Source organism: uncultured Phyllobacterium sp. (assembly GCF_902479695.1).
GTDB classification, from domain to species: domain Bacteria; phylum Pseudomonadota; class Alphaproteobacteria; order Rhizobiales; family Rhizobiaceae; genus Phyllobacterium; species Phyllobacterium calauticae.
The window spans coordinates 20,459-40,595 of the sequence record NZ_CABSQF010000015.1 but is presented as its reverse complement, the minus strand read 5'-3'; the positions used below and the strand labels follow the sequence as shown (position 1 = coordinate 40,595).

The 20,137-nt window shown below is 61.9% G+C and carries 16 protein-coding genes, 1 tRNA gene and 1 riboswitch; of the genes, 5 read left to right on the top strand and 12 right to left on the bottom strand.

Annotated features, from left to right (window positions below):
- Window positions 1-35: 35 nt before the first annotated feature.
- Window positions 36-674: a TetR/AcrR family transcriptional regulator gene (locus tag RDL77_RS11245; RefSeq protein WP_223611455.1), complete on the top strand. Its 639-nt coding sequence runs from the start codon at window positions 36-38 to the stop codon at window positions 672-674.
- On the opposite strand, the gene RDL77_RS11240 is transcribed toward RDL77_RS11245, so the two are convergent.
- The gene (locus tag RDL77_RS11240; RefSeq protein ID WP_223611456.1) at window positions 671-2,905 is read right to left on the bottom strand and encodes an AGE family epimerase/isomerase; all 2,235 of its coding nucleotides are present in this window, start codon (window positions 2,903-2,905) and stop codon (window positions 671-673) included. The genes RDL77_RS11245 and RDL77_RS11240 overlap by 4 nt on opposite strands.
- 257 nt (window positions 2,906-3,162) lie before the next feature.
- Between RDL77_RS11240 and RDL77_RS11235 the strand changes: the two genes are divergently transcribed.
- A tRNA-Pro gene (locus RDL77_RS11235) sits at window positions 3,163-3,239 on the top strand.
- Between the two features lie 56 nt (window positions 3,240-3,295).
- Here RDL77_RS11235 and RDL77_RS11230 read toward each other — a convergent pair.
- Window positions 3,296-3,574, bottom strand: coding sequence for a hypothetical protein (locus RDL77_RS11230; protein ID WP_374042706.1), 279 nt, complete (start codon window positions 3,572-3,574; stop codon window positions 3,296-3,298).
- Window positions 3,575-3,762: 188 nt separating this feature from the next.
- On the opposite strand from RDL77_RS11230, the gene RDL77_RS11225 reads away from it, so the two are divergent.
- The 3 genes from RDL77_RS11225 to RDL77_RS11215 are packed head-to-tail and all read left to right on the top strand — an operon-like array spanning window position 3,763 to window position 5,025.
- The gene (locus RDL77_RS11225; RefSeq protein WP_288192873.1) at window positions 3,763-4,407 is read left to right on the top strand and encodes an FMN-binding negative transcriptional regulator; all 645 of its coding nucleotides are present in this window, start codon (window positions 3,763-3,765) and stop codon (window positions 4,405-4,407) included.
- A 14-nt stretch (window positions 4,408-4,421) separates the two neighbouring features.
- Window positions 4,422-4,739, top strand: a complete 318-nt coding sequence (locus tag RDL77_RS11220) for a hypothetical protein (RefSeq protein ID WP_288192872.1) — start codon at window positions 4,422-4,424, stop codon at window positions 4,737-4,739.
- A 31-nt stretch (window positions 4,740-4,770) separates the two neighbouring features.
- The gene (locus RDL77_RS11215; protein WP_288192871.1) at window positions 4,771-5,025 is read left to right on the top strand and encodes a hypothetical protein; all 255 of its coding nucleotides are present in this window, start codon (window positions 4,771-4,773) and stop codon (window positions 5,023-5,025) included.
- 9 nt (window positions 5,026-5,034) lie between these two features.
- On the opposite strand, the gene RDL77_RS11210 is transcribed toward RDL77_RS11215, so the two are convergent.
- From RDL77_RS11210 to RDL77_RS11165, 10 genes are all read right to left on the bottom strand, one after another.
- Window positions 5,035-6,138: a diguanylate cyclase gene (locus RDL77_RS11210; protein WP_288192870.1), complete on the bottom strand. Its 1,104-nt coding sequence runs from the start codon at window positions 6,136-6,138 to the stop codon at window positions 5,035-5,037.
- Between the two features lie 213 nt (window positions 6,139-6,351).
- Window positions 6,352-7,140 (bottom strand): ABC transporter ATP-binding protein, encoded by a 789-nt coding sequence (locus RDL77_RS11205; RefSeq protein WP_288192869.1) that lies wholly within the window; start codon window positions 7,138-7,140, stop codon window positions 6,352-6,354.
- Window positions 7,137-7,943, bottom strand: a complete 807-nt coding sequence (locus RDL77_RS11200; protein ID WP_288192868.1) for an ABC transporter ATP-binding protein — start codon at window positions 7,941-7,943, stop codon at window positions 7,137-7,139. Before RDL77_RS11200 ends, RDL77_RS11205 begins: the two co-directional genes overlap by 4 nt.
- Window positions 7,940-8,758: an ABC transporter permease gene (locus RDL77_RS11195; RefSeq protein ID WP_288192867.1), complete on the bottom strand. Its 819-nt coding sequence runs from the start codon at window positions 8,756-8,758 to the stop codon at window positions 7,940-7,942. Before RDL77_RS11195 ends, RDL77_RS11200 begins: the two co-directional genes overlap by 4 nt.
- Window positions 8,758-9,735: an ABC transporter permease gene (locus RDL77_RS11190; protein WP_288192866.1), complete on the bottom strand. Its 978-nt coding sequence runs from the start codon at window positions 9,733-9,735 to the stop codon at window positions 8,758-8,760. Before RDL77_RS11190 ends, RDL77_RS11195 begins: the two co-directional genes overlap by 1 nt.
- A 121-nt stretch (window positions 9,736-9,856) precedes the next feature.
- Window positions 9,857-11,473 carry an ABC transporter substrate-binding protein gene (locus tag RDL77_RS11185; protein WP_288192865.1) on the bottom strand — a complete coding sequence of 539 codons (1,617 nt, stop codon included), beginning with the start codon at window positions 11,471-11,473 and terminating at the stop codon, window positions 9,857-9,859.
- A 13-nt stretch (window positions 11,474-11,486) separates the two neighbouring features.
- Window positions 11,487-12,608: a pyridoxamine--pyruvate transaminase gene (ppaT, locus tag RDL77_RS11180; RefSeq protein ID WP_288192864.1), complete on the bottom strand. Its 1,122-nt coding sequence runs from the start codon at window positions 12,606-12,608 to the stop codon at window positions 11,487-11,489.
- Window positions 12,609-12,745: 137 nt separating this feature from the next.
- Window positions 12,746-13,624, bottom strand: a complete 879-nt coding sequence (locus tag RDL77_RS11175) for a transglutaminase family protein (RefSeq protein WP_288192863.1) — start codon at window positions 13,622-13,624, stop codon at window positions 12,746-12,748.
- Window positions 13,625-13,635: 11 nt separating this feature from the next.
- Complete coding sequence (locus RDL77_RS11170; RefSeq protein ID WP_288192862.1) at window positions 13,636-16,032, bottom strand: circularly permuted type 2 ATP-grasp protein; 2,397 nt, start codon at window positions 16,030-16,032, stop codon at window positions 13,636-13,638.
- A gap of 102 nt (window positions 16,033-16,134) precedes the next feature.
- Window positions 16,135-19,455 carry a DUF2126 domain-containing protein gene (locus RDL77_RS11165; RefSeq protein WP_288192861.1) on the bottom strand — a complete coding sequence of 1,107 codons (3,321 nt, stop codon included), beginning with the start codon at window positions 19,453-19,455 and terminating at the stop codon, window positions 16,135-16,137.
- Between the two features lie 156 nt (window positions 19,456-19,611).
- Window positions 19,612-19,825, top strand: a riboswitch (cobalamin riboswitch).
- Window positions 19,826-20,137 lie beyond the last annotated feature (312 nt).

Genomic DNA, 20,137 nt, shown 5'->3' with positions numbered 1-20,137 from the left:
CCTGCTTCGCGTCAACAAATTTATTAGTGGTCACTATGAAAATAAATGAGCCATCTGTCAGCACCGTTGAAGAACCCGCCCGCAAGCGCGGCCGTCCGCGCAGCTTTGACCGGGAGGCGGCGCGGGAGAAAGCACTGCAACTTTTCTGGGAGCATGGCTACGAGGGCACGTCGATCAACGACCTGACGGCGGCGATGGGCATTACCCCGCCCAGCCTCTACACGGCCTTCGGTTCGAAGGAAGCGCTCTATGCGGAAGTCCTCGACCTCTACCGCAGCAGTTTCGGCGCCTATTTCCCCGCAGCGCTTGCCGGGGAAAAGACCGTCCATGCGGGAATCAGCCGGCTGTTGCACGGGGCGGCGGAATCGTTCACCGCAGGCCCCGGCGGTTGCATGATCTCGACGGCGGTCCTCTCCTGTGCATCGGAAGTGAAAGGGGTCGCCGATAGTCTGGCCGCCATGCGCAGCGGCAGTCTGGATATGATTGAGAACTATATCCGCAAGGGCATCGGCACGGGCGAACTGCCGGAGACCACCAATACGCGCCAGCTTGCCCGTTTTTATGGCACCATCATTCAAGGCATGTCGGTGCAGGCGCGCGATGGCGCGACCATCGAGGAATTGACCGGGATTGCCGAAACGGCGATGTGCGCCTGGCCTGTCAGAACTGACTAGGCCTTGCCGATGTAATCCACATACTGCGTCAGGGCGCAGACAAGATGATAGAAGATCGAGGCCGGCACGTCTTCGGCCCGTGCCCTGCCCTTTTCATCGATCAGGTCGATCCACAGGCCCTTCGGCGCCTGCTCGATATGCCAGCGGAACAGACGGCCCACCCGTGCCTCGACTTCCGGCTTGAGGTCCGGCCCGCCATTGCCGTCCAGCGCAATAGCGGCCTTCACTGCCTCGGTCTGCGGCCAGCTGCGTGAATTGGTGTCGAGCGGCAGGCCGTGCCGGGATACAGCGCCATAGGCGAGTTCCGTGGTGCGGTTCAGCCCGTTGGCAATGGCCGAGGCATAGAGCTTGCGCGCGTGGCGGATGATGTCTTTCTGGCCCGACGCCTTGGCAAAATTGGACAGGAGATAGGCCCATTCGAAATGGTGCCCCGGTTCCGTCCATTCGCCTTTTTCGCCCGGTGCCCGCTCCCAGTCATCGGTAAAGTATTCGCCGAGCGTCCATGTCTCCGCATCGAAGAGGTGATGCCGGAACAGATCGACAATCCGCGCGGCACGCTGCAGATAATCGCGGTTGCCCGTCACATCGTACCAGGCAAGGAATGATTCCAGCAGGTGCATATGCGGGTTGGACCGGCGCAAACCGGTATCCCCCGGCATTTCCAGAAAACCGCGCAATTTGGAATCGGCGAGATACTCATCGATGAAGGCAAAGGTTTCCGTGGCAAGACCAAGCGCCTGCGGATGGCCCGCCCGATGGGCATGCGCCAGCGCCAGCAGCACGAAGGACTGGTCATAGGCGTCTTCTGCCCCGTCAAGCACCGTACCGTCGGGGTTGAACGTCTTCACCCAGCCGCCGCGCTTCGTCCGGCCATTGGCCGTGATGAAGCGGATACCGTGGTCGATCAGATCATGGGCCGGGCCATCCCAGCCCATTTCGTGCGCCACCGCGAAGGCATAGATCTGCCGCGCCGTGGTGCGCATCCGCTTGGTCTTGATGATGGGGGTGGCGTCGAAGGTCAGCGCTTCATGGAAACCGCCATAGCGCCGGTCGACGCCGACCGTCGACCAGAGCGGCAGCGTTTCCTCGAACAGCCAATGGCGTACACGCTTTTCATAGGCGCCGACCTGCGGCAGCCGGTCCTGCGCCGGGGTAAACTTGGTTTCAAGCCGCCCTGTCTTTTCCAGCTGTTCGACGATCTTGCGGACGTTCTGGCTTTCGGTAACGGGGGCCACGAATGTTGCGTCCGAGGTCGACACGACGGCAAGATCGCGCAGGCCAATGGCGGACAAAAGGCGGCCATTGCTGCGCAGATAGCTGTTCTCGCAATCGATGGCGACGACATCGCCGACAATCACATTGCCGCTGCCGTCGCTCGAGCTGACTTCGAGCAGGGATTGCCACGATCCGAGATCGTTCCAGCGGAAGCGCGCCGGGACCAGCGCAATGTCCTGCGCATGTTCCATGATGGCATAGTCGACGGAAATGGATGGCACCTCCGCATAGAGATCGTGCGGCAGGTAGGTGCCGGAGACATTGCTTGTCGCCTCGTCGAGCGCCGTGACGGCACCATCCCAGATCTGCGGCGCATGGGCACGGAAGGCATCGCGCATGGTGCTGGCGCGGAACAGAAAGATACCGGAATTCCAGAGGAAGTTCTTCGATTCGAGATACTGGATCGCGGTTTCCTCGTTCGGCTTTTCCACGAAACGGATGACGTCGCGCGTGTTTTCGTTCTGCGGTCCGACCTCGATATAGCCGTAGCCCGTCTCCGGCCGGTCCGGCTGGATGCCGAAGACGACGATCCGGCCGGCCATGGCCGCATCGGTGCCCGCTTCCACCGTGTTCCAGAAATCGCGATCCGTGGTGATTTCATGGTCGGAGGGCACGACCAGCACCAGATCATCGCCATGTTCGCGCAGCGTGATCTCGGTTGCCAGCACGACGGCGGCCGCGGTGTTGCGCCCCATGGGTTCGAGAATCGCCCGCCCGCCCGCCAGATCGACGCCGGAAAGATCCTGGCTGATGCGGTCGGCATGCCGTTCGGAGGCAAGCAGATAGACCGGAACAGGCATTTCGCCGCCGCGCGCGCCCATGCGCTTGACGGTGCGCAGCAGCATAGAACCTTGACCGGAAAGATTATGAAACTGCTTGGGAAAGTCTTCGCGCGACAAAGGCCAGAGCCTCGAACCAACACCGCCACTCATCACAAAGCTGATAATCCGCTTCATTCCCGATGTCATTGCATGCAACCCCATTGTTTCAGTCGATATCTCGTCCGATATACAATTCGCTCTCTTCCGGCAGACTTTGCGATACATCGCATCATCCGTATTTTACCGATACAAGACTTTCAGCAGCGATCACAAGGCCGGTTCAACCATTTCCGGAACAAGGTTTATGTTTGCACGGGTATAATTGAAGAAGTGCTTATGAAACGACTTGCAGGCATAAAAACTCGGCGGTATATACCCCGCATCGCTGGTCACGGAGTGTAGCGCAGCCTGGTAGCGCACGTCGTTCGGGACGACGGGGTCGGAGGTTCGAATCCTCTCACTCCGACCAGTGTTTTCAACAGCTTTCCCATTCGATGTCCGATCTGCGGACATGTCACGCGCATGTCAGTGCAGCGTATCGCCGCCGTCGGGATCGATCAGGCCGGCCAGCCCCTCCTCCTCGACCGCACGCAGAAATTCGTCAAATGCAGCCTGGTCCGTTTCGAACGGATCGTCCCAGACAATCGAATCCTTGTCTTCGGTCACCACTTCGAGCGTCCATTCGTTCTGCTCGGCAAGGCGGTAAATCTCAACGCTGACGGTGATTCCATCGCGCGTGAACTCCTTCGACAAACGCGACACAACCAGTTCGGGTTCTTCGTCCATCATCAGCCCTCGGGACATTCCTTGTTTCTCGCTTCATCATCTTACGACGCGTCGGGAAATAGCAAGCGGGAAAATCCAGATTCATCCGTGCGGGCCGGCACGGTCTTGCATGCGCCTTGCGCCGCCGTACCGATCCACTATTATTCCAGTCCAAGTTCCATGCATGGCATGAAGCCATGACCACTCCAGATCGACCGGAGCAATCCATGTACAGACCACCCGCGTTTCGTGAAGATCGCCTTGACGTGATGCACGCATTGATCCGCAAGCATCCGCTGGCCATGCTGGTGACGAGCGGCGAACACGGGTTGATGGCGAACCTCATTCCCTTCGAGCTCGATGCGGATGCAGGGCCGAACGGAACCCTTCGCGCGCATCTGGCCAGGGCCAACGAGCAGGTGGCGGCGTTGCAGGCGGGTGCCGAGGCGCTGGTCATTTTCCAGGGCCCCAACACCTATATCACGCCCTCCTGGTATGCGGCCAAGCGCGAACACGGCAAGGTTGTACCAACCTGGAACTACGTGGTTGTCCAGGCCTGGGGTACACCGCAGATACAGGACGATCCGGAATGGCTGCGCCGGCAGATCGGCAGCCTCACCCGCACGCAGGAAGGCGGCCGCGCCCAGCCATGGGCGGTGGAAGATGCGCCCGAGCCATTCATTGCCGGACAGGTGAAAGGCATTATCGGCGTTGAAATCCCGATCACGCGCATCGAAGGCAAATGGAAAGTCAGCCAGAACCGGGCTGAAGCCGACAGGACCGGCGTTGCCGAGGGCCTGCAGAGGGAAGGCCCCGAAGCGCAGGCCATGGCGCGGATCGTGCATGAACGGGGAAAAGCCGGCGGCGCCTGACCGCCTTCCCCGCCATGCAAAAACCTGACATTTCACTGGCCGCCGCCGCAGGCAAGCTTCGGCAATTGACGGGCGAGACCGTCCGGCTCGTTCCAATCACGGAAGGCGAGGATTCGCGTGCCTTCCGTTACAATCTGGGCAACGAGCGCTTTGTCCTGCGCATCAACCGGTCCGCTGAGGGATTTGCCAAGGACGCCTATGCGAGCCGGCATTTTTCCGCGCCCGCGCTGCCCATTCCGGCCGTTGTCGCTCACGGCGTTCTCGATGACGGCAACGGGTTTTGTATCTCGCACATGGTAGAAGGTGTCACCCTGCAGGGTTTGCCGCCGTAGGATCACAGGTGTTATCGACTGGTCGGAAGCCATGTACGGTGACCCGCTCTACGATATCGCCAATATCCTGTTCTGGCGGCCGTGGCTGGACTGCATGGAGCAGCAGGCCCGCTATTTCGAGGTTCACCGGCCGGATCTCGTCCAGGACAAAACCGTACTCGCGTGTTATCAGCTGCGCATCGGGCTGCAGCAGGTCCATGAGAGCGCCATCGACGGGGCACTCGACGACATGCATTGGGCGCTGCAACGCTGCCGCGCCATCGACAGCATACTGAGGGCAGCGTAGGGTCCAGACCTAGGCAGCAATGGCCGCCAGCTCGATGCGGTTTCGACCGAGGCGCTTGGCCCGGTAGAGCGCCACGTCCGCCTCCTCGATCAGTTCCGTCATTGACTGATGCTGCGCCGTGAAGGTGGCGACACCGGCGCTGACGGTGACATGGGCCCGCGTGCGCCCGAGATCGAAAAAGGTCTCGTTGACGCGCCGCCGGATCGCTTCGGCCATCGCCATGGCTTCGCCGGCGGCTGCGGACGGCATCAGGATCGCTATCTCCTCCCCGCCATAGCGGGCGACCAGATCGGATTTGCGCACCAGCGAACGAATGATGGTGGAAATTTCCACCAGCACCAGATCGCCATTGGAGTGACCCCAACGATCGTTGATGCTCTTGAATGAATCGATGTCGATCATGACAAGCGAAAAGACGTCGCCGCCGGTCGATGCCGCCTTGCGGAAGGTGCGCCGCGCGACCCGGTCAAACAGGCGGCGGTTGGCAAGGTTGGTCAACGGATCCGTATGGGCGTCCACCTCCAGCGTTTTTACCCGGTCGACACGCAGGCGTTCGCGATGCAGGAACATGGAGATGAGAAAAATTCCGGCAACGCTCAAGGTCAGTATCGGCAGGGCAATGCGCTGGAAAATCGGCAGCGCCTGCTCGAACGGCAGGATGAAGATGCTCAGCGTGTAGAGCGGAACCGTGAGGCCGAGAATGAGGAAATGTTTCCAGGAATAGGTCTGGGGCCGGTAGACCAGCGTGAAGATCAGGCTGATCAGGCCGATGATGACAATGCCGACGACACCGGCCTGCACACCAACCCCTCCGATCAGGACGCGGGACAGGATCGTAAGAGCTGTCGACACCAGCACCGCCACAACGCCGCCGAACGGTGCGCTGAGCGCCAGCAGGATGGAACGCGCATCGACAATGATGCCCTCGTCGACGATGACGGGGTCGAGCATGGAAATAATGGCGGCACCGCCGAACAGTAGCCCAACCATCAGGCCGCGCGTCCAGGGCAGGTTGAAAGCGCGGATAATGGAGCCATAGGCCATGCTGATCAGGGCAACCAACCCAAGACGATGGACGAGATCGGCAAAGACAGGGAAATATTCAGCGTACAATTATCAACCTCAATTCCACTTCACGCGACACTAGCGTTTGCGGGCTAATTTCGTGCGAAGGACATCCTTAAAAATTGAACTATTGGGCGATACCACGCGAATCTTCTACCACAGGTTGTATTGACTGACGACCTTTGAAACAAATTTTACCAATCGATTGCTTGAAAGGCATGAGAGCGGATTTTTATTCCCGGAGCGGTGAGCGCCAGGTCCTCAACCGGCGGGAACCCGCAGTCTGGGCACGGCATCGATCAGAACCCGCGTTGCTTCGGCCTGCGGGGCGGCGAGAACCCGTTCGGTCTCGCCGCTTTCGACAATCCGCCCCTCGTCGAGCACGATCATGCGGTCGGCCACGGCCCGAACCACGGCAAGATCGTGAGAAATGAAGAGATAGGACACACCGGTTTCCTCCTGCAGATCGAGCAGGAGATTGAGGATCTGCGCCCGCACGGAAACATCCAGCGCCGATACCGGCTCGTCCAGCACGATCAGGTCGGGCCGGGTGGCAATCGCCCGGGCAATGGCAATGCGCTGGCGCTGGCCGCCGGACAGTTCCAGCGGGCTGCGCTGCATCAGATCAGGGCTCAGCCCCACCCGTTCGAGCGCATCGGCGATGAGCTGGCCATAGTTGTCCCTCGGCGCCAGATCGTGCAGGCGCAGCGGATCTTCCAGGATACGCCGGACCGTGGCCCGCGGATTGAATGCCGCCAGCGGATCCTGGAACACCATCTGGAATCTCGGGCGCAGCAGCCGCAAGGCTTCGCCCCGCAGGGCCGTGATATCGTGGCCGCACAGGTGGATTGATCCCGCATCCGGATTGCCCAGCCGCATGACGAGGCGGGCGAGCGTCGTCTTGCCCGAACCCGATGCCCCGACCAGCGCCAGCGTTTCACCGCGCCGCAAGGTAAATCCGATATTCTTCAGGCCCGATGCATTGCTCTCGCCAAAGCGCTTGGCAACATCCTTCACTTCGAGAACAATGGAATTGTCGGTTTCACTCATGGCAGGTTCAGACTGTCAGGGTTGATTTCAACAAGCCGCCTTTGCCGCGGCGTGTCCAGTGACAGGTGCGCGCCGATCAGTGCCTTGGTATAGGGATGCGCGGGTTGGCCGAGAACATCGGCTGCGGTGCCCTGTTCGACCAGTTGTCCCTTGTAGAGAACAGCGATCTGGTCGGCGCGTTCGGACGCCAGCGCGATATCATGGGTGACGAACAATAGCGTCAGCCCGTCCTCGCGCACCAGCTCGTCCAGCAGGTTGACGATATGGCGCTGCACCACCGTGTCGAGCGCGCTGGTCAACTCATCGGCGATGACAAGCGACGGATTGGCCGCCAGCGCCAATGCGAGGGCGATGCGCTGGCGCTGCCCGCCGGAGAATTCATGCGGATAGCTGTTGAGGCGCGACAGGGCTTTCGGGATACGCACCCGGTCCATCAGGTCGGCGGCACGCACCCGCGCGGCGATCCAGCTGGTGTCCTCATGTGCCCGGATAACCTCGGCAATCTGGTCGCCGACCCTCATGACCGGATCGAGGCTGCCGCCCGGGTCCTGGAACACCACACCGATATCCCGGCCGAGACGCGGGCGGCCCGACGTGCCGGGAAAGACAATCGAACCCGTCTGGCGCGCCTGTTTTGGCAGAAGCCCCGCAACGGCCATGGCGAGAGTGGATTTTCCGGACCCGCTTTCGCCGATCAAAGCCAGCCGCCCGCCCCGATCGAGGTCGAGCGAGACATCCGCCAGGGCAACGGTCTTGCCGTAGGTCACGCCGACATTTTCCACGCGCAGCAATGGTTCGCTCATGGCTGGAGGAACCTTTCACTGCGCGACAGGCCGCGCCCGATCAGATGCACGCTGAGAACCGTGACCACCAGCGCCAGACCCGGCACGATGGAAAGATAAGGCGCCGCGCGCAGCACCGTGCGCCCTTCGGCAATCATGCTGCCCCAGGTCACCCGGTTCGGATCGCCGAAGCCGAGGAACGACAGGGCAGCTTCGATGAGGATGGCCGCGGCCACGGAAATGGCGGCGAGCGAGGCGGCCGGACCAAAGGCATTCGGCAATATTTCCCGGAAGGCAATCTCCAGCGGCCGCATACCCAATGTGCGGGCGGCGGCCACGAAATCGCGCTCGCGCAGTGACAAAACCTCCGCCCGTGTCACCCGCGCGGCTTGCGTCCATGTGCCGAGACTGATGGCCAGAATGAGGGTCGGGACGCTCGGCCCGGTCACGCTGATTGTCGCCAGCGCCAGCAAAAAGCCTGGAACCGTCTGGAATGCCTCGGTGATCCGCATCAGCACCGCATCGGCAATACCGCCGAGAAAACCGGCCAGCGTGCCGACCAGACTGCCGATGACGAGCGATGCCGCAGCCGAGAAGAACGCCACCAGCAGCGTCGTGCGCGTGCCGTAGAGAAGCTCCGACAGCACATCGCGGCCAAGACGGTCGGTGCCCAGCCAATGCGCCTGCGATGTGAAAGGCCGAGCCAAGGGTTCGCCGACGATGGCGAGCGGATCGCCCGCTACGATCCACGGGGCGAGCAAGGCCATGAGAACCAGTGCAAGCAGCAGCACCAGTCCGGCACGGCCTTCAAGGTTGAGACGCCGCCAGATCGTCATCAGCCGATCCTCACGCGCGGATCGAGCCTGCCATAGGCCAGATCGACCAGCAGATTGGCGATAATCACCGTTATGGCGCTGCACAGGATGACACCCAGCAGCAGCGGCGTGTCGCGCCGCGAGACAGCCTCCGCCGCCAGCCGTCCGAATCCCGGAATGGCGAAAACGCTTTCCACCACGACGCTGCCGCCCAGCATGACTGCCGCCTGCAGGCCGAGCATGGTGATGACAGGAAGGACCGCATTGCGCGCCACGTGCCGCCAGACGATACGGCCGCGGCTGAGACCACGCGCTTTCAGGCCGGTGACGAAGGGATCGCGCCAGACCTCGCTCATGCGGTCGCGCATCAGGCGCAGATACAGCGCGAGGTAAACCATGGCAAGCGAGGCGACCGGCAGGACCAGATGCGCAGCGATATCCGCCATGCGCGCCCATCCGCTCTTGCCGGACGCGATGGTCTCGATGCCGCCCACCGGCAGCCAGCGCAGATCGACGGCGAAGACCACGATCAGCACCAGCCCCAGCCAGAAGCCGGGAACGGCATAGAGCGCCAGCGAACCGATGGACAGGAAACGGTCGCGCAGGGAGCCGGGCTTTGCGCCGGCGATGACGCCGAACAGCGAACCGAGGAAGAAGGCGAGTGCCGTGGCAATGCCCATCAGCAGCAGCGTCACCGGCAGGCGCTCGATGATCACCGACAACACGGGCCGTTGAAACGCCGTCGACCAGCCGAGATCGCCATGGCCAAGCGCCGAGACATAGGCGATGAAACGATGGAATGGGCCCTGATCAAGGCCCCACGCCTGGCGCAATTGCGCCAGCTGGTCGGCATCCATGCCGCCGGAACGCGCGACATAGGAATCCACCGCATCACCGGATGCCGCCTCCAGCAGCAGAAAGCTGCCGATGAGCACAACGGCCAGAACCGGAATCGCACCCAAAAGGCGTTTCAGGAAAAAGGATGCGAGTGGCGGCAAGAAGGGCTCCGACAGGTCATGCGAATGGAGGGGGACACTAGAGCCAATAATGCCGGAAGACAAACGGGTTTGTGTTCAGGAGGGAAGATGCGGTGTCATGATAATACCATACCCTCAACCCCTACCCCTTCAGCCAGACATTGGACCAGTTCGACACCGCCCAGCGCGGATTGTCGGACACATTCTGCACGGTATCGCGGGCAACGGTGATGAAGGAGAATTCTGCCACATTGATCAGCGGCAGGTCCTCAGCCACCACCTTCTGCAATTGCTTATAGAGGCCGGCGCGCTTGTCGCTATCCACGGTGGAAGCGGCATCCTTGATCAGCTTGTCCACATCCGCATTGGCATAGCCATACTGGTTGGAGAACGGCACACCGGCGGGCAGCCCGCTTTCAAACAGGATGGTGGTGGAGATCGCCGGATCGGAACGGTAGACCGGCGTTGCCACGGTGATATCGAAATCGTGGTCCGTATAGACCGCCTTCAGATGGGCGGGTGTATCGTTGCTGACCACCTGCGCATCGATGCCCACCTTGGCCAGCGCCTGGCGCAGATAGTCGCCGAACTGCTTGGTTTCATTGAAGAATGGCGCGGGCAGGAGCTTGAGCGTGAAGCGGTTGCCATCGGCGCCGCGCTTGTAACCCGCCGCGTCGAGCAGCGCTTCCGCCTTGGCCGGATCGAAAGCATGGGCGGCCACATCTGGCTCATAAAACGCCTTGTCATAGGCAGGAACCGGCCCCGTGGACGGCTTTGCATAGCCGAGGAAGATCGTCTTGACGACAAAATCCCGGTCGATGGCATGGGCAAGCGCCTGACGCACCTTCGGATCGGCCAGTTCCTTGCGGCGATGGTTGATTTCGACAATGAGCTGATAGGTCAGCCCTTCATAGCCATTGGCGTAAACCTTCAGGCCCGGCACCTTGGAGATGCGGGCGAGATCGGCAAGCGGCACGGCGGAGAAAGCAGCCAGCTGGATCTGTTCGGCCTCCAGCGCATTGCCGGCGGATGAACGGTCCGGCAGGATCTGGTAGACAATCACATCCAGCAGCGGCTGGTCCTTCTGCCAGTAGGCCTCGTTGCGCTTCAGCAGATAATATTCGCCCGGCTTGTGTTCGCCGAATTTGAACGGGCCGGTGCCGACCAATGCTTGGTTGGCCGGATTCTTGGCGATATCCGTGCCTTCATAGAGATGTTTCGGCACGACGGAGGTGACCACCGGCAGCGCATTGCGGATGAGCTGGAACGGCGTCGGCTGGGAGAATTTGAAGATGGCCGTGTGGTCATCCGGTGTTTCGACACTCTCGAGGTTCTTGAAGACCACGCGGCCGAGATTCTGCAGCTTCTTCCACACTTCCAGCGCGGAGAAGGCAACGTCAGCCGAGGTGAACGGCTTGCCGTCGTGCCAGGTCACGCCTTCGCGCAGTTTGAACGTTGCAGTCAGGCCATCGACCGAGCCCTCCCAAGCGGTGGCCAGGCGCGGCGACAGGCCGTCCTTGCCGTCATAGGACTGTTCGGCCAGCGGCTCGACAATCTTGCTGGCGACAAAGAACACGCCGTTGGAGGCGACGATGGCGGGATTGAGATTGGCCGGTTCGCTGTCCCCGGCGACGATCAGACGCCCGCCTTTGACAGGCGTTTCCCCCTGCGCCCAGCCAAGACCCGGCATGGCGGTGAGCGCGGCGGCGCTGGCAGTCAGATGGAGAAAAGAGCGTCGGTTCAACAGGATACGGGACATGCTTGCGATCCTCTTATGCATAGGTTTGGCCGAGTGGGCGGGACAGAATCTGGCTGAGAGCCCTGATGGTGGCGCGGGCGAAATCGGGTTTGGCGGACGCGCCCATGTGCCCGACGCGCAGCAGCTTGCCCGATGTGTCGGCGCGGCCGAGCGACAGGAGGATGCCGTGCTCATCGCGCAACCGGTCGCGCAAGGCCGTGTCGCTGAAACCATCGGGCAGCTTGAAAGCGGTCGCCGTCGGCGCGCAGAATTCCAGCTTTTTCGGCCACAGCTTCAGGCCAAGCTCAAGCAGGCCGTTGCGGGTGATTTCAGCCGTTTCCGCATGGCGGGCCCAGACGTTTTCGGCACCCTCCGCGGCATAGAGATCCAGCGCCGCATCCAGCGCATAGATTTCCGCAATGGACGGCGTCACCGGAAAGGGCTTGCCGGGCTCCGAGGCGCCTTTCCAGCCGAGAAGGCTGAGGAACGAGCCGCGCGGCGCATCCGGGTTGGCCTCGATCTTGGCCCAGGCCCGCTCGCTCACGCCGATGAGGCTGAGGCCCGGCGTGCTGCCCAGGCATTTCGATGGCGAGGTGATGAAAATGTCGGCATGCGCCTCAAGCGGATGAACATCCAACCCGCCAAAGGACGACACGGCATCGACAATGAGATAGGCCCCGTGCTCGGCAACGACAGCGCCGATGTCCCGCAGCGGATTGAGCGTGCCGGACGGCGTGTCGTGATGGCAGAGCGAGACAATTTTGATATCCGGGCGCTGGCGCAGCGCCGCACGCACCGCCTGCGGGTCGATGATGTCGTCATAGGGCACGGCAAGCTCGATGACTTCCCTGCCATAGCGCGCGGCCCAGCCGGCAAACCCCTTGCCATAGACACCGGAGACAAGGTTCAGAACCACATCGTCACGGGCAATCAGCGCGGCAGCAGCCGCTTCGATGCCGAGAATGGCCTCACCCTGCATGATGACGGGCGCCGTGTCCTGCCGCAGCGCCAGCCGCAGCTTTTCGATCACCTCGGCATAGAAGGCCTGGAAGGCGGGATGATAGTCATAAAGAACAGGCTTTCCGAGCGCGGCAAGCACTTGCGGATAGGCGGGAACCGGACCTGTGGTCAGCATCAGCGGTGGAATGGGGAGCATGGATCGCACTTCGAAATTTCATCCCATTCACCGGCGCAAATGGCACTTGAAGCAGACCATATTCTCGCCGCTGGCGGAAACCAAGAAAAACTATTCCAATAATGGCAACGCGAAGGACAAAAGCGCTGTCTATCCCTTTACTCCAGCGGGATCACATCCACCGATTGCTTTGCTTCCTGCGAACCGCTGGTTTTCAGCACGCCGACGATGGGCGAGACATCGGCATAATCCCGGCCGTAGCCGACGGTGATATGGTCATTGCCGGCCATCATCGCATTGGTGGGATCGAACTCCTGCCAGCCCGCCTCGCGCCCGCACCAGACACGCACCCAGGCATGCATGGCGTCGGCACCTTCCAGCCGCTCCTTGCCGGGCGGCGGGATGGTGCGCAGGAAACCGCTGACATAGCCCGCCGGAATGCCGATGCCGCGCAGGCCGGCAATCATGATGTGGCTGAAATCCTGGCAGACACCGGCCCGCAGGTCGAACGCCTCCCGCGCCGTGGTGCGCACATTGGTGGCGTCGGAATCATAGGCGAAATCCGTATGGATGCGGTTGCACAGATCACTCGCAGCCTCCATGACCGTGCGCGTCCTGCCTAGGCTTGTCGCGGCGTAGGCCGATATGTCAGGGTCGATGGCCGCGTGGGCGCTGGATGTCAGAAAGTGGTGCGGCGCATCGGATGCCACCGACCAGACGCCGCGTATTTCCCGGATCAGGCCGGCAAGATCGGGCGAAACATCGAGCATGGTCTGCGGCCGCGCCACGTTGATGCGGGCTGTCATCGTTACATCGAGCGTTTCGTGCGGATTGCGGTAGACGATGGAGGTCACCGTATTGGCGAAGAAATCAGTAAAATCGGAGCGTTCCGCCGCTGCAGGATCAAAGGAGAGACTCGAGGCGACCACGCGCTGGATACCTGACAGGGTTTGCGGCATCACCCGGATATGGTGGCGCCCGCCCGCCGCGGAACGCTCATAGTCATAATGCAGGTGGAGGCGGATGTTATAGAGCATTCCTCACCCCCTCAGGCAAAATACGTATCGGAGATGGTGTCGGACAGCGCGCCGATTTCATGGGCGAGTTCATGCAGCTTGTCAGCGGTCAGTTCGCTGGATTCCATGATGGCAAGCTGCGTGTGCAGGCGCAACACATCCTTGGAAAAGGCGGACATATGCGCACCCGCCTCGCGCTGTGGCAAAAGATTGAACTCGGTTTTGAGCGCGTCCAGCTGGAAAATGATCGAGCGCGGATTGAGCGGATCAAGCGCCAGAAGATCGAGCACGCTGAGGCGGCCGGAATAGACGCTGTACTGCCGCCGGTGCGTCATGACGCTGTCGCCGATTTCCAGCAGCATTTCCAGCCCACCTTCCGGCGCTTCATGCCGCGACAGGTTTGCCAGGATGCGCGCCATCTGGATGCCGCGCTCCAGCCGGCGGCCGATTTCAAGAAAACGCCAGCCGGTGAAACGATACATGTTCTCGTGCACCAGACCGGAGAACCCGGCCAGCTTGCGCAGGATGATTGTCATGGCGCGGGTGCCGTCATCGCCCTGCGACACCACCCCCTGGAACCGGTGCACGGTCTTCGACAGATCGCGCAGCGCCAGCCAGCCATCGGGCGAAAAACGGTCGCGGATACGTCCGGCACTGAGCATTGCGCCGTCGATGGAACGCAAGAGGCCCTTTGGAATGGCTTCATCGAGATCAATGCCGAGGGGTTTGAGCTGATCGCGCATTTCCGTCAGAAGCGGCAATTCCGCATTGGCCGTCTCGGCATAGCGGGCATGGCACGCCCGCAGGATACGCGCCGTGGCTTCGGCACGTTCGATATAGCGCCCCATCCACATCAGGTTTTCCGCCGCACGGCTTGGCAGCGTGCCCGGCACATTGCGGCGGAAGGCATCGTCCTCGCGCGGCAGCAGCGTATCCTTGCGCACGGGCGCCGAACTGGTGATCCACACATCCGCCGCCTGCCCGCCGCGCTGCATGGCAATCGCCGCCGTGTCGAGCGTGAACCCGACGCGGGCAAAACCGCCCGGCATGAAACTCCAGCCATCGCCGTGACGCGCCGCAAAGACGCGCAGGACAAAGGGCCTCGGCTCCAGCCTGCCGTCCACATAGACCGGCGTCGTCGACAGTTTGACGGCTTCCTGACCGACCAGTCCACGGCCGTCGGTTTTGAGCTTGTGCAACAGGGCCTGGCGCGCCGCATCGTCGAGGGCGGACCCCAGAACCGTGGCCTGCACGTCTTCGAACGGCAACCGGGTCGACAGCGCCGGGCCGACCATCATCTGGTCGAGCCGGTTCATGACGTGCTGGCGTTCCTTCTCCTGGCCGCACCACCAGGTGGCGATGCTCGGCAAGGCGAGATCACGGTCGTGCAGGGCCTTCGAGATCGCAGGAAGGAAGGCCAGCAGCGCCCGGGTTTCGAGAATGCCCGATCCCAGCGCATTGACCAGCGAGACGGAACGCTGGCGCAGCGCGCCGACCATGCCGGGGGTGCCGATCCACGAATCCGACTTCAGCTCCAGCGGGTCCATATAGGCGGCATCCATGCGCCGCCACAGAACATCGATGGGCTTGAGACCGGACACGGTGCGCACCATGACCCGGCCCTTGCTCACGGTCAGGTCGTCGCCTTCCAGCAGCATGATGCCGAGATAGCGGGCGATATAGGCGTGTTCGAAATAGGTTTCATTGTTCGGGCCGGGCGTGAGAATGGCCGCGCGCCCTGCGGGATCGTGGATCAGGCTCTGCAGGGAATCGCGGAAATCCTTGAAGAAACCGGCAAGACGGTGAACGTTCATCGCGCCGGAAATATCCGAAAGGGCGCGGGTGGTGGCAACGCGGTTTTCCAGGGCAAACCCGGCACCCGAAGGCGCCTGCGTGCGGTCGCCCAGCACCCACCACTGGCCATTGGGTGCGCGCCCCAGCTCGAAAGCACAGAAATGCAGGAAATGCCCGCTGGCCGGCTTGATACCGGCGACGGGATGCAGGAACTCGGGGTTCGAGGCAATCAGATCCGGCGGCAGCAGGCCATCGCGCACCAGCCGGTTGTCGCCATAGATATCGGCAACGATATCCTCCAGGAGATCGGCGCGCTGGGTCAGCCCTGACGTGATGGCGCGCCAGTCATCCTCGTTGATCAGAAGCGGAACATGAGCGAGCGGCCATTCGCGCTCCTGCGTACCGGTCTCGTCATAGACCCGGTAAAACACGCCCGCATCGTGCAGATACTGGTTGGCGCGGGCAAAGCGGGTGGCGAGTTTTTCGGGGCCGAGGGTGTCGAGCGAACGCAGCAGCTTTTCCCAGCCGGGACGCACAGCCCCGTTGGGATCGATCATCTCGTCGGCCACGCCCTGCAGGGGCTTGTAGCCCGCGAGGAGACCGGGGAGTGGCCGTGATTTGCTTACCTGGGACATTGGTTTCAATACCCCCCTCTGCCCTGCCGTGCTCCGGGGCGAGCCACGGAGCCCGGTAGCCCAGAGGGGGGTGAAATCTCTCTTTGCATCAATCCCACAATCTCAATGCCTCGGCCTTCTCAGATCAAGGGTCATCGGAAATTCCCCCGATGGCTGTTCCCTGCGCAATTCATATCCGCCGGCCGTATGGCCGCGCGGCTCGAAACGCGCCAGCCGGCGCGCCTCGGCCTCGTTCGAATTGACCGGGAACGTATCATAGCTGCGCCCGCCGGGGTGTGCGACATGATAGACGCAACCGCCGATCGCCCGTTGCGACCACTGGTCGTAAATGTCGAAAACCAGCGGCGTGTTGACCGGGATCATCGGATGCAGGCCGGAGCGCGGCTGCCACGCCTTGTAGCGCACGCCGGCAACCGCCGTGCCCTGTCTGTCGGTCATCTTCAGCGGCACCTCGCGCCCGTTGCAGGCCACGCTGTAGCGGGCCGGATTGAAGCCGTCGACCTTGACCTGCAGCCGTTCCACCGAGGAATCGACGAAGCGCACCGTGCCGCCGATGGCACCCTGTTCGCCCATCACATGCCATGGCTCCAGCGCCTGCCGGATTTCCAGTTTCACACCCTCATTCTCGATTTCACCGCAGAAGGGGAAGCGGAATTCCAGCTGGGCCTCGAACCATTCCGGGCGGAAATCAAAGCCGTTCTCGCGCAAATCGGCGAGAACATCGAGGAAATCCTGCCAGACATAGGCCGGCAGCATGAAACGGTCATGCAGCGCCGTGCCCCAGCGGACGAAACTGCCCTGAATCGGATTGTTCCAGAACCGGGCAATCAGCGCGCGGATCAGCAATTGCTGGGCAAGGCTCATGCGCGCATTGGGCGGCATCTCGAAACCGCGGAACTCGACCAGCCCGAGCCTGCCGGTCGGACCATCGGGCGAGAACAGCTTGTCGATGCAGATTTCCGAGCGATGCGTGTTGCCGGTGACATCCACCAGCAGATTGCGGAACAGCCGGTCGACCAGCCAGGGCAAAGGCGGCGTGCCCTCGCCCGGCCGGGGCACCTGCGAGAGGGCAATCTCCAGCTCGTAGAGACTGTCATGCCGCGCCTCGTCGATGCGCGGTGCCTGGCTGGTCGGCCCGATGAACAGGCCGGAGAACAGGTAGGACAGCGACGGATGCCGCTGCCAGTGCAGGACAAGGCTTTTCAACAGATCAGGACGGCGCAGGAATGGGCTGTTGGCGGGTGTTTCGCCACCGACCACCACATGGTTGCCGCCGCCGGTACCGGTATGGCGGCCATCGATCATGAACTTGTCGGCACCGAGCCGCGTCTGGCGGGCCTCCTCATAGATTGCCGTTGTCGTTGCCACGCAGTCGCGCCAATTGGCCGCTGGATGGATATTCACCTCGATCACGCCGGGATCGGGTGCAACGCGGATGACGTTGATGCGATGATCCTGCGGCGGGCTGTAACCTTCGATGTGAACCGGCAGCCCGAGCTTGTGCGCCGCAGCTTCCGCCGCCGCAACCAGTTCCAGATAGTCCTCGAGCGCCTCCACCGGCGGCATGAACACGCTGAGGCGCCCGTCCCGCGGCTCGACCGATATGGCGGTGCGCACGGCCCCGCCGATTTCCCCCCGTTCCTGCTCGACCCGCTCCTGCTGGTTGCCTTCGTCCGCGGTGAAAGAGGCAACCGCCAGGATATTCTCACGCGCCTGCGGTGCCGGGTCCGGCAGCGCCCCGCGATCCACCGACGGATCGACCGGCACGATATAGGGATATTCCGAGGCCGGAACATGCGGCAGGGCGCCGAGCGGCAGCCGGTATCCGACGGGCGAATCCCCCGGCACCAGGAACAGCTTGCCGCGCCGCGTCTTCCATTTTTCGCTACGCCAGCGCGGGCCGGAGGCCTGGCTGTTCCAGCGCTGCACCGGCAGGACAAAACCGCTCGGCTCGGTCAGGCCCCGCTCGAAAACCCGGGCGATGCGGCTGCGCTCTTCCGGATCCTTGAGCCTGGAGTTGGACGGATCGACATTGTCGGGAAGATTGCCCTCCTTGATGATCCATTCCGCCGGATCTTCATAGGCGGGCGCCACCATCTCTTCTTCAACGCCAAGCTCCTGCGCCAACGCGACGAGGAGTTTTCCGGCATCTTCCGGCTTGACGTCAGCCTTGCCGTTCTCCGGCGCGATCAGGTCGGGATTGACCCAGATCGGCTTGCCGTCCTTGCGCCAGTAAAGCGAGAACGTCCAGCGCGGCAGGCTCTCGCCCGGATACCACTTGCCCTGCCCGTAATGCAGAAAACCACCCGGCGCAAAACGCTCGCGCAGCCGCCGGATCAGCTTGTCGGCCTTTTCGCGCTTGGTCGGCCCGACCGCATCGGTGTTCCATTCGCCTGATTCGAAATCATCGATGGACACGAATGTGGGCTCGCCGCCCATGGTCAGGCGCACATCCCTCTCGTTCAGGATCGCGTCCACCTTTTCGCCGAGCGCATCGAGCGCATTCCAGGATTCGTCGGAAAACGGCTTGGTGATGCGCGGGTGTTCGGATACGCGCGTCACGCGCATATCGAAACCGAATTCCACATTGGCGAATTCCGCCATGCCGGAAATCGGTGCGGCATTGCGGTAATGCGGGGTGGCGGCAAGCGGTACGTGGCTTTCGCCGGTCAGAAGCCCGGAGGTGGGGTCGAGGCCGATCCAGCCCGCCCCCGGCAGATAGACTTCGCACCAGGCATGCAGATCGGTGAAATCCTTGTCCGTTCCGGCGGGACCATCGATGGCGACAAGATCAGGCTTCAGCTGAATGAGATAGCCGGAGACGAACCGTGCGGCAAAACCGAGATTGCGCAACACCTGTACCAGCAGCCAGCTTGAATCCCGGCATGATCCCGAGCGCAGGTTCAAAGTTGCGTCCGGCTCCTGAACCCCGGTTTCCATGCGGATGACATAGCCGATCTCGCGCTGGATACGCGCGTTGAGATCGACGACGAAATTCACCGTGTTCGTCGGGCTGCGATCGATGGTTGCAAGGAAAGCCGAAACCAGCGGTCCGGCCGGTTCCGGTTTCATATAGATCGACAGGTCGTCGCTGATCTCTTCGGGATAGCTGAACGGCCAGGTTTCGGCGACCGGTTCGACGAAGAAATCGAACGGATTGTAGACGGTCATATCAGCGACGAGATCGACCTCGATCTTCAGCTCCGTCACCGGTTCGGGAAAGACGAAGCGGGCGAGGAAATTACCGTAGGGATCCTGCTGCAGGTTGACGAAATGATTGGCCGGACTGACTTTCAGGGAATGGCTGAGAACTTTTGTCCGGGAATGGGGTGCCGGCTGGAGCCGGATGATCTGCGGCCCGAGCATGATGGGCCGGTCATACCGGTAATGCGTCAGATGATAGACTGCTGCGTGAATTGCCATATCGCCTCAAAAGTCTGATTCAAAAAAAACCGCGGTTCCACAAATGCTCCCCGCACTCTAACGAGTTACCGGCCAATTGAAATCTTTCATTTGCCAAAAATTTTGGCAGCAGCAAAAATTGCCGCATAAACGTGCTTGCAACTGCGCGGCTGGCCGCATAGCATCCGCACCGATGGTTTCTTCCGCACGACAACGCGGGAGATGAAAAGGGAACACGGTGAGGCGTACCCAAAAGGGACCGAGACCGTGGCTGCCCCCGCAACTGTAAGCGGTGAGCGATGCCTGACATGCCACTGACCGGAAGGTCGGGAAGGCAAGGCGAAGCTGAGACCCGCGAGCCAGGAGACCTGCCATCTCATCTACAATTCGAACCGGACGGGGTGTGCCGGGAGCGATGCGATGTCCTCTCCCGCATTGTCGCGATGGTGCATTGGCCGCGTTCCCCTAACCTTTGTCCACAAGGCAAGGCACCGGCATGACCACGCCAATACCCGACCACCAGATTATCGTCTGCACCCCGTGCAAGACCGCCGGCGGCCTGCCGCGGCCGGGACAGCCATGACACATCGGGTATTGACCAATGTTATAACGTTACTATACGAGAGCGAAGCGTCCGCGATGACGCGACGACGTTTACCGGTTGGGATTTGACACCATGTGCCTTGCCTGCAGTCACGGATAT